The sequence below is a fragment of the Shewanella cutis genome, assembly GCF_022410515.1.
GTDB classification, from domain to species: domain Bacteria; phylum Pseudomonadota; class Gammaproteobacteria; order Enterobacterales; family Shewanellaceae; genus Shewanella; species Shewanella cutis.
This window is the reverse complement of the sequence record NZ_JACSDI010000036.1, coordinates 1-8,208: the sequence shown is the minus strand read 5'-3', so window position 1 is coordinate 8,208 and position 8,208 is coordinate 1. Positions and strand designations below refer to the sequence as shown.

Annotated in this window: 5 protein-coding genes; 2 read left to right on the top strand and 3 right to left on the bottom strand. The window is 47.8% G+C overall.

The features are described from left to right. Nucleotides 1-1,327 (top strand): IS4 family transposase (locus H9J30_RS21415; protein WP_240132826.1); only part of this gene is annotated, 1,327 nt, incomplete at its 5' end. A gap of 133 nt (nucleotides 1,328-1,460) precedes the next feature. Here the strand turns inward: H9J30_RS21415 and H9J30_RS21410 are convergent. The 3 genes from H9J30_RS21410 to H9J30_RS21400 all read right to left on the bottom strand — a co-directional run bounded on the left by H9J30_RS21410 (nucleotide 1,461) and on the right by H9J30_RS21400 (nucleotide 7,012). Further along, nucleotides 1,461-2,468, bottom strand: coding sequence for a patatin-like phospholipase family protein (locus H9J30_RS21410; RefSeq protein WP_240132825.1), 1,008 nt, complete (start codon nucleotides 2,466-2,468; stop codon nucleotides 1,461-1,463). Nucleotides 2,469-2,739: 271 nt separating this feature from the next. Further along, nucleotides 2,740-4,956, bottom strand: coding sequence for a TonB-dependent siderophore receptor (locus tag H9J30_RS21405; RefSeq protein WP_240132824.1), 2,217 nt, complete (start codon nucleotides 4,954-4,956; stop codon nucleotides 2,740-2,742). Between the two features lie 265 nt (nucleotides 4,957-5,221). Next, a complete protein-coding gene (locus H9J30_RS21400) occupies nucleotides 5,222-7,012 on the bottom strand; it encodes an acyl-CoA dehydrogenase C-terminal domain-containing protein (protein WP_240132823.1) in 1,791 nt (596 codons plus the stop codon). 227 nt (nucleotides 7,013-7,239) lie between these two features. On the opposite strand from H9J30_RS21400, the gene H9J30_RS21395 reads away from it, so the two are divergent. Then, nucleotides 7,240-8,088 (top strand): D-hexose-6-phosphate mutarotase, encoded by an 849-nt coding sequence (locus H9J30_RS21395; RefSeq protein WP_240132822.1) that lies wholly within the window; start codon nucleotides 7,240-7,242, stop codon nucleotides 8,086-8,088. Nucleotides 8,089-8,208 lie beyond the last annotated feature (120 nt).

The window sequence follows — 8,208 nt, the reverse complement described above, 5'->3', positions numbered from 1 at the left end:
TTTTTTTATGTCTGAATTTTCTAAAGAGCTACTCGTTACTGCTGAATTTTGCCAATCGCAGGATATTGATGTATTCGCCAAACATGTTCCCATGGATTGGGTGGCTGAGGCTGTGCAACAAACTGGCAGGGCATCACTTCGAACCCGCCGTTTCCCTGCAGAGCAAGCGGTTTGGTTGGTTCTAGGCATTGGTTTGATGCGTAACCGCTCGATTCCGCAAGTCTGTGATACGCTCTCACTGGCGTTTCCCGACGCCAAGGGGGACCTCCCGCCACTGGCGACCAGTAGCATCATCAAAGCCAAAGAAAAGTTGGGGTCAGAGCCCATGCGTTATCTGTTCAAAACAACCGCTGCACAGTGGGAAACACTGTGCGAATTTGATGAGATAGCGGGATTGAAATTGCTCAGTGTTGATGGGACGTATTTTAAGACGCATAACACTGAAGAAAACCATCACTTTGGCTTTGCACAAAGCACGGCTTCTTTTCCCTCTGTGCTGGCGGTCACCTTAATGTCTACTCGCAGCCACTTACTTTCTGATGCGGCTTTCGGGCCTGTTACCCACAGTGAAATTCACTATGCACAGCAATTGGTTGGCTCAGCTCCCGAGCATTCGCTCACGTTGTTTGACCGTGGGTTTATGTCTGCCGAATTGCTCATCAGCTGGCAAGGAAGCGGTGTAAACACCCATTGGTTAACCCCGATAAAGTCTAAGACCCGCTATAGAATTATCGAGTCATTCTCAGAGTATGACCATCTGGTTGAGATGCCGGTATCACCCCAAGCTAAACAACAAGCGCCTTATCTGGGGGAGCGCTGGCAAGCCCGCCTTATCCTTATTCCGTCACCCAAAGGTGATATCAAAGGGTTTATCACGTCCTGCCTATGTCCCGACACTTACCCAGTGAACGATTTGCTCAAGGTGTATTGGCAGCGATGGGAGATAGAGAGGGGTTATGGTGAGCTGAAGCAATATCAACTGGAAAATAAACCCGTCCTGCGCAGCAAGAAGAAGGATGGGGTGTATCAAGAATTATGGGGGATCTTGACGACCTACAATATTGTTCGGCTAGAGATGGCAGCCATGGCAGTGCAGCATAAAGTTGAGCCACAGAGGATAAGTTTCATTAATGCCCTGTTTTTAATCCAGGATGAGTTTGGTTGGAGCGACAGAGGGAGTCCTGGAGCGATCCCACAGCACTTAAAACGACTGAGGGAAAATGGCAAAAGGTTGATTTTCCCCCCGAAGAGGAAGCGGCCTAGCTACCCGCGTGTGGTGCTAAAGAAAACGGTGAAATATCCAAGTAAAAATGCCACCCGCTCTTAAGCGAGTGGCATTAACCCTCGGGTGGCTTTATTACCTTTAACGCTTTGCCCCATTCATTTAGCTTTGCCAAGCAAGCTAAAATACGGCCGAGCAATAATACCTTGAGTGATTCAAGAAGAAGCGAACCAATGATCTAGGCCGAAATTGCCAATGGTAAAACTGGCGTCATATCTTTAGCCTTAGAGATTTGCCAAGAGAACCCAGCAAGAAACGCCTTCCCCGCCTTTATCCCTTGCTGGTAATCAATCCGTAAATCCGCATCTGTGCTGCCTAACAGCTTACTCTGTAATGGTGACTTTGCAAAAATCTGCACAATTTCAACATCATCGGGAGGATTGGCAATAAAGTCTAGCTCGGCCTGATAGGCTTGTTCATGCTGCACTAAGTAATCAATGGTCTTAGGGCAAAAACCTGAGACGCAGATCCACGACTTGAGTTTATGTACCCAAGCGGATTGGGCTTGAAAATCCTCATTCACCGTTCTGACCACTACAATTCTACGGGCACCACGTTGATAGGCCTCTCGCACGGGCAAAGGCGCCGCTAAGCCGCCATCAAGGTAAAAATCCGGCTCTGGCTCAACAATAACTTCGGCATGATTAGCAGATTCAATCGCTAACCAAGGCGTTAACTTCACCCCTTGTTTATATAAAAAAGGCAATGCGCTAGAGGCTTTTAGTAGTTCACGCCAGTGCTCATGGCTGGTTGGGCTCAAGAAATACCCTTGGCGATCGCTGACTCGCGTGGTGGTGATAAGAAGTTCTCGCCCACGGAGGGATTGACTCGCCGCGGCTAAATCCAGCTTAAAGCTGCCACGTTGAGTCTGCTCAAAATACCAGTCGAGATCGATCACATTGGCGCCAATCAGACCGCGTCCTAGTTGATAAAAGCGTTTATGGCGCGTTAAGTCACGGATGAGTTTTTTAGCGTAACCCTTTTGTCTAGCTAAAAAACTAGTCAAATTTTGCGAGCCTGCTGAGGTACCAATCAATAGATCGAAAGGGTCGAACTCCGCATCAAGCCAAGCATCAAGTACGCCTGCGGTAAAAATACCGCGCTGACCACCACCTTCTGCAATTAACGCCACTTTCGGCGCGGTAACAGATTGAGAGACAGAAGATATATGGCAAATCGGCGGCATAACTGACCTTATCGCAACAAAGACGTAATGGAGAATAGATAAGCACAGTCTAAACAAAGATTGTCACAGTAAAAAACGGATAGAATCTATTGTTGTAATCGATAAATGTAAGAAGCGTTTTGCGCGGATTACAACACTTTAGCAACAATGCAATACTCGCATACATAGTTAAAAGCTATAGGTAAAGTTGCTTGTAGATACAATGCGTTGCATATGAAATCCATACCCGCGAACCATCACGCGGGCATAGATGACACTTGGAAGCTTTACCCTAGAACTTATGGGTCAATTCGAGGGTGACATTGCGCGGCTCTCCGGGGAAATGGCCATTGCGCTCACTAAATCCGCTGACCGCATATTCCTTATCGAAGATATTCTTCAGATTTAAGCGCACTTGGGTTTGGTCCCACTGGGTCGTCCAGCTCATGTCAAATACTGTATGAGGTTTCACCGTTTGACCATTAAGGCTAAATTGCTCGCTCACATAGTCCATCCCAAAAGCAATCGCCGAATCAATCGCTTGAATATCGTAACGCGTCCACAGCCCCGCTTGATGACGCGGCGCATTGGCAAAGTGTTTGCCGTCGCCAAAGGTGTTGGTCAGGCTGTCGTTGGTCACGCCTTTAATCACTTCGGTATCGTTATAGGCATAGTTGGCGGTCACGGTAAGGTTATCCGTAAGATCGCCCACCAGCGTCCATTCCACCCCTTGGCTACGTACTTCACCAAAATTCACTAAATTCGGTATACCATCGTCATCCCCAGTATCTAAAGGGTTAGCCTGGGCCACATTTTGTTTTTCAATGCGATAGAGTGCGAGTGTGGTCATAAACTGGCCATCGAGCCACTCGTTTTTCATCCCAAGTTCTATCTGATTACCAGTTTCAGGATCGAGTGCGCCGTCACTTTTAATGCTCTCTTGATCGGACAATGATGCCGGATTAAAGCTCTCTGAGTAGTTCAAATAGAAAGACATAGATTCGATTGGACGATAATTCAGCCCTGCCCTTGGAGTAATGGCATTATCGCTAAAGGAGAATCCGGTCTTTTTATCGTAATCATCAAACTGGCTAAAGCGTAGACCCGCAATTAAAGACCACTGCTCGTTGAAACGCAGATGCTCTTGCAGATATAGACCAAAACGGTTTGAGCGGGTACCGTCGGTATTCATGTCTTTTAACTGATAAGTACTCGGATTAGTTTCTCCGTAATTCAGCTCAAAGATATTCAGATTACCCACGCCTTCCTTATTGGTCGCCAACTTGTAATGGTATTCGGTTTCGACATAGTGATAATCACCACCAAACAGGAACTCATGCTCAAAACCTAAGGCATTAAAGCGATAAACAAAATCGTTGGTTAAACTGATTTCGTCATTGGCACGAGCTTGGACACGATATTCACGTTTGATGGTGCCATCAGCGCTGTTTGCCTTACCATCACCGTTCACATCAACCCAGCCACGGGATTCGTGATATTGCTGATCGGATTCATTATTCAGGTAACGAATTTGAGTTTTTACCGAAAAATCATCACTAAATTGATGATCGAGAATCGCTTGTAACACCAAGGCATCCATTTTCTGGAAGTCGCTTTTCTCGTTGGCATTGTAGGAAGGATCGACAAGGAAATTACCCGCATCATCCACGGGGACACCACGGAGTCGATTACCACCCAAATCCTGCCTTATCAGATCGAATGTGGTGGTGAGCTTAGTATCGTCACTGATTTCATAGAGTAAGCCACCTGCCACTTCGGCATTTAAACTATCGGCATTGTTACGAAAGCTATCTTCCTGCTGATAGTAGCCCCCCAATCGATAGGCTAAATCCTCAGTTAAACCGCCGGTGAAATCCAGCGAGCCGTCCATCATGTCGTAACTACCCGTGCTTAAGGTGAGCTCTTTACGCTCAACAAAGGTCGGTTTTTTCGTCACATAGTTAATCATACCGCCGGGTTCACCGCCGCCATAGAGTGCCGATGCAGGACCTTTTAATACCTCAACCCGCTGCACGTTGAACAGTTGTGGCACCGAAAAACCTGAATACGGGTCGCCACGCACGCCATCGTAAAACACGTTGGCATCGTCGCGAAAGCCACGAAAGGTCACGCCGGAATAGCTAAATTCACTTACACCGGCAATGGAGCGATATAAGTCTGTGATGTTGCGGGCGGCTTGATCGTCAATCAGTTGCTCGGTCAGCACTTGTACTGACTGCGGCAATTCCATCACATTGATTGCCGTTTTAGTGCCGATTTCAGTCTCTTTATCGACGTACATTTGCATGGCGCGACCACGCACGACAATTCGCTCAGGCGCCTTAGTCTCAGCTTGTGCTTCGGCCTGCGTGTTGGTTTGCATAGCAACTTGTGCCGTTGAAGCACTTTCTTGCTCGGGTTTACGCTCTTGAGCGTTAGGCTCAGCTGCAAAGGCCAAATGCGGCATCAGGGCAAGCGTTAGTATTGAATAGGCAAAACGTGTTTTCACAAAGTCCCCCAACCTTGAGCAAACCTGTGGTTTACCCATATCATCAAAATGTGCCGTCATTATAAAGTTTGATCACTAGATGACAATAATTCTCATTTGAATTTACATCGGTCAGGATTGATAGCAATTGTAAAGAGAGTCTACTCGTTATGTGTGGGTATAAATTGCATTGGCTTTGCAGAATACCGCCTCAATAAGAAAGCCAGCATCACTTTGCTGGCTTATTGTTGTTTTTTACTGGATATAACACTGCGGATGTAATTACTTAAAAAATAGCTTCATCAAGCGTGGTTAGCATCTCACTCGCCTGCTCCAACTGTTTACGCAGGCTGCGGCTCTGCACGGCCCAATACGCCATATAAAAGTCCGCCGTTTTCAGTTTAGCCTGGTAAAACTGCGCCTCTTGCGTGCCATTTGCGAGCGCAGTTAGCGCAATCTTCGCCATACGCGCCCACATCCACGCTAAAGCGGTTATACCGAACAACTCCAGATACGCCATCGATGCGGCGCCGATAATGTCGGGATTGCTCGCCGCATGGGTCGCTAAATAACCACTCGCCTTTTGTAAATCGGTGGCGCAATCCATTAGTCCACTCACATAGGGCAGCATTTGCGGATCTTTGCCCTGTGATTGAATAAACTCAGTCACTAGCGCAGACCATTGCTGCATAGCCGCGCCCCGATCGCTCAGCAGTTTACGGCCAACTAAATCGAGCGCCTGAATACCGTTAGTGCCTTCATAAATCAAGGCGATACGGCTATCGCGCACAAATTGCTCCATCCCCCACTCGTGAATATAGCCATGGCCACCAAACACTTGCTGCGCATCCACGCAGGCATTAAAGCCTCGATTAGTGATAAAACCTTTCACCACTGGCGTAAACAAGGCCGCTAATAGCGAGGCCGCTTTGGCTTTTGCAGGATCGCTATGGCGCTCTGCCTCATCGAGCCACAACGCCTGTTGGCCAACGAGAGCCCGAGCACCTTCATTAAAGGCCTTTTGCGATAACAACATGCGGCGCACATCACCGTGTACCAAAATTGGATCGGCGGCTTTTTCAGGGGCTTTCGCCCCACTAATAGCGCGGCTCTGCAATCTGTCCTTGGCGTAGGCCAAAGCATTTTGATAGGCGATTTCGGACACGCCTAATCCCTGCATCCCAACCCCAAGGCGTGCTTGGTTCATCATGGTAAACATGGCGCGCAGCCCTTGATGGGGTTCGCCCACTAACTCACCGAGTGCGCCATCAAATACCATCACACAGGTTGAGTTACCGTGGATGCCCATTTTATGTTCAAGACCACTGGCATAGAGGCTGTTAGCTTGACCTAAACTGCCATCACTGTTGACTAACACTTTTGGCACCGCAAAGAGTGAAATCCCCTTCACGCCTTCGGGCGCATCGGGCAAGCGTGCTAAGACTAGGTGGACTATGTTATCGGTGAATGGATGATCGCCCGAGGAGATAAAAATCTTCTCGCCAGTAATAGCAAAGTAGCCGTCCGCCGCTGGCACGGCCTTAGTGCGCAGCAGTGCTAAGTCGGTTCCCGCATGGGATTCGGTCAAATTCATGGTGCCGGTCCATTCACCACTCACCAATTTAGGTAAATACTTTTGTTTTAAAGCGTCACTACCGTGGGCATGAATGGCTGAGTAAGCGCCATGGGTAAGTCCGGGATACATAGCAAAGGCCATGTTGGTCGAAGTTTGCATTTCGGTGACGAAAATCCCAACCACTTCGGGCAGTCCTTGGCCACCGTATGCAGGATCGCAGGTCAGTGTCGGCCAGCCATTATCGACAAATTGCTGATAGGCATCGGCAAATCCTTCTGGAGTCACAACGTTACCCTCCACTAATTTGCAGCCTTGCACATCACCGATACTATTTAATGGCAACATCACCTCAGTGCTGAAATCCGCCATACCTTGCAGGATGGCATCGACCAGTTCAGGATCGATTTCATCGAAGCCTTTTAGAGCATCTTGCTGATAAACATGCAACATTTCATCGAGGATAAATTGATAGTCACGCAGTGGTGCTTGATAGACTGGCATAATCGCTTCCCTTTCTTGTTTTATGGCAATGGACGAAGTGCTCTGACCACTTTAGCTAAATCTGTTGAAAAAGGAAGCATCTGAGCCTCTGTGCAGTGACTTTTGTTTGCACAATCGAACAGCAAAACCGTAAATTGATCGCAACAAAGGCTTATGCTCAAGTGCAAAAGTTTGTAAGCTAAGTGTCTGTATTGCTGATACGTCATCAGGTTGAGGATATTGTTGCTATGGGTTCAGTTACCACCAAAAAACACGCAAATGGGCTCGATTATGTCGAAGTGAACACTGCATTATGCCAAGCGAGAATTTTTTTACAGGGCGCGCAAATCGACCATTTTCAACCTGTCGGTAAGCCGCCCTTGCTATGGGTATCTTCGGCAGATGACTATCAACCCGGTAATGGGATCCGTGGTGGCGTCCCCGTCTGCTGGCCTTGGTTTGGTATGAGCAACCAAGCTAATTTTCCACAACATGGTTTTGCTCGCACCCGAGTTTGGACGCTGGAATCAGTTGAGATGCGTAATCAACTGGTGGATTTGCGTTTCAGCTTAACCATCAGTGAAGAAGATCAGGTCTTTTGGCCGCACAATACGCGTGTCAACGTACTGTTTACCTTAGGTGAAACTTTAAGTATCAGCTTGGTTAATACCAACCTTGGTGATGTACCCGTGAGCCTCACTCAAGCGCTACACAGCTATTTTCCGATTGAAGATATTCACCAGCTTAAAGCGACAGGATTTAGCGGTGCTCAATATATTGAGTTTGCTGAAGGCCCATACCCGCAAACCACAGATGACGTGTTATTTGACCGCGAAACCGACCGCGTTTACACCAACCTAGGTCCAGTACAACACTTACATACGCCCAAAGGTGTGATTGAAGTGAGCCGTGAAAATAGCCACTCGGCCGTGCTGTGGAACCCTTGGATTGAAAAATCGACCCGTCTTGCCCGCTTTAATGACGATGACTATCTGACCATGGTGTGTCTCGAGGCCGCCAATGTGCTTGAAGATAAGTTAACGCTGGCTCCCGGCGAGAGCCACAGTTTAGTCACCCATATTCGCTGGGCAGACTAATCAGTCTTTATCGCCTCATCAAATGAAAAAGCCCAGTGTATGACTTAATGCAGATCGTTTTAAATAGTTCAACGATCTTTCAAGGGCTTCATAATCAGCCGCAACCTAAGTTGCGGCTGA